General features: G+C 62.1%; 2 protein-coding genes. Both read left to right on the top strand.

The window, feature by feature from the left end; genetic code table 11:
- Nucleotides 1-291, top strand: a 291-nt coding sequence (locus HMPREF0178_RS10275) for an MOFRL family protein (RefSeq protein WP_009733358.1), incomplete at its 5' end; no start/stop codon positions are given.
- A 231-nt stretch (nt 292-522) separates the two neighbouring features.
- Nucleotides 523-1956, top strand: a complete 1434-nt coding sequence (locus HMPREF0178_RS10270; RefSeq protein ID WP_009733357.1) for a carbon starvation protein A — start codon at nt 523-525, stop codon at nt 1954-1956.
- Nucleotides 1957-2136: the final 180 nt, after the last annotated feature.

The raw sequence follows: 2136 nt of genomic DNA, 5'->3' as shown, positions 1-2136 counted from the left end.
GGGCGCAATCAGGAAATGGCGCTCGCCGCCACGCTGGAACTGGCGGACGACCGCGGCATCGACCTCATTTGCGTGGGGACCGACGGCACGGACGGCCCCACGGACGCGGCGGGCGGCTACGCCTTCAGCGGCGATCTGGCCCGGCTGCGCGCCATCGGGCTGCACCCGAAAGAAAGCCTCGACGCCAACGACAGCTACCCCTTGCTGCTCAAGGCCGGAACCCTCCTGCGCACCGGCCCCACGCGCACCAATGTCATGGATATGGCCATCATGCTGGTCAGGCCGAAATAACAGGAGCAGAAAACTCTTTTTAGGTCTTTTCGGCTATGTACAAGGTGAAAAAAGGAGAGTAATCGTTCTCGTTCACGACCGGCGGGTCAGGACGGGGTCCGGGACGGGGCGTCCCGGAAAAGCGCTGGATGCGGACAAGCGAGGAGCGAAACGCACAGGAACGGCATACCGTCCTTCCGGTCTCCGGGGGCGGAAACGGCCCCGCGGGTTCAACAGATATGGGAGGAGATCATGTCTGGTTTATGGTATTTCTGGGGCAGCCTCGCGTTGCTGCTCGGCGGGTACTTCGTGTACGGCGCGTTCGTGGAAAAAGTATTCGGAGCCGATTTCGGGCGTCCCACGCCGGTCAAAAGCCGGCGCGACGGCGTGGACTACATTGAACTGCCCCGCTACAAGATTTTTCTCATCCAGCTTCTGAATATCGCCGGGCTCGGCCCGGTGCTCGGCCCCATCCTTGGGGCGCTGTACGGGCCTTCCGCCCTGCTCTGGGTCGTGTTCGGCTGCATTTTCGGCGGCGCGGTGCATGACTACTGTTCAGCCATGATGTCCCTGCGCTACGGCGGAGCGTCCTATCCCGAGATCATCGGGCGCAACCTCGGCACCGGCGTCCGCCGCTTCATGGAAGTGTTCGCCATCGCGTTCATGATCATGGTCGGCGCTGTGTTCGTGCTCGGCCCCGCCGCCCTGCTCGCCAACCTGACGAGTTTCGGCCTGCCCTTCTGGGCCACGCTCATCTTCGCCTACTACTTCCTTGCCACGATCATGCCCATTGATACCATCATCGGGCGTATCTACCCCTTCTTCTCGATCCTGTTGCTGGTAATGGCCTTCGGGCTTGCCGGTTCGCTCATGCTCAGCGACCGCCCCGTTCTGCCCAACACCGACTTTTTTGTGAATACCGACCCGGCCGGCCTTCCCATCTGGCCGCTCCTGTTCATCACCATCGCCTGCGGCGCGATCAGCGGCTTCCACGCCACCCAGTCGCCCCTCATGACCCGGTGCATGGAAAGCGAAAAGCACGGCCGGATGCTCTTTTACGGCCCCATGATCGCCGAAGGCGTCCTTGGGCTCATCTGGGTGACGCTTGGCCTGTCCTTCTACGAATCGCCCGAAGCCCTCGGCGCGGTCATCAAGGCCGGGACGCCCACGCTGGTGGTTCAGGAAATCTCCATGGCCCTACTCGGCCCCATCGGCGGTATGCTCGCCATCCTCGGCGTGGTGGTGCTGCCCATTTCCACGGGCGACACGGCGTTCCGCAGCGCCCGCCTGCTGGTGGCCGATACCCTGCGCATCGATCAGGGCCCCATCGGCAAGCGCCTGATGATCGCCGTTCCGCTGTTCGCTGCGGGCATCGCCCTGACCTTCGTGGACTTCGCGGTCATCTGGCGCTACTTCGGCTGGGCCAACCAGACCATGTCCTGCGTGACCCTGTGGGCCATCGCCGTCTACCTTGCCCGCCGCGAGCGCTTCCACTGGATAGCGACCCTTCCGGCGGCCTTCATGACCGTGGTGTGCGTCTCCTATCTCTGCTACGCGAAGATCGGGTTCGGCATGTCCGTCGAGATGTCCACGCTCATCGGTATCGCCTCGGCCGCCGCTTCGCTGGTGCTGTTCCTTTCTCGCGGCAAGCGTATGCCCGAGCTTGAGAACGAAGCGAGTTGCTAGAAAAAGCATGTGGGGAGGGGAAGGGGAACCTTTCTGGAGAAAGGTTCCCCTTCCCCTCCCCACACCCCACCCCATCCTCTCCCAAGACTTTCGCGCTTATCGAATCTCTGTTCACGGATTTCCCTGTTTTTCAGGAAAAGGAGCTTCGGCTCTTTTTTTATTTGGTAAAGACAATGGAAA

This window comes from Bilophila sp. 4_1_30 (assembly GCF_000224655.1).
Classification (GTDB): domain Bacteria; phylum Desulfobacterota; class Desulfovibrionia; order Desulfovibrionales; family Desulfovibrionaceae; genus Bilophila; species Bilophila wadsworthia.
The sequence above is the reverse complement of the archived record's forward strand: the minus strand, read 5'-3'. Positions and strand labels throughout refer to the sequence as shown.

Bases quoted from the DNA above. Each gene is read 5' to 3' on its own strand.
- HMPREF0178_RS10270 (WP_009733357.1), top strand. From the start codon at position 523: ATGTCTGGTTTATGGTATTTCTGGGGCAGCCTCGCGTTGCTGCTCGGC.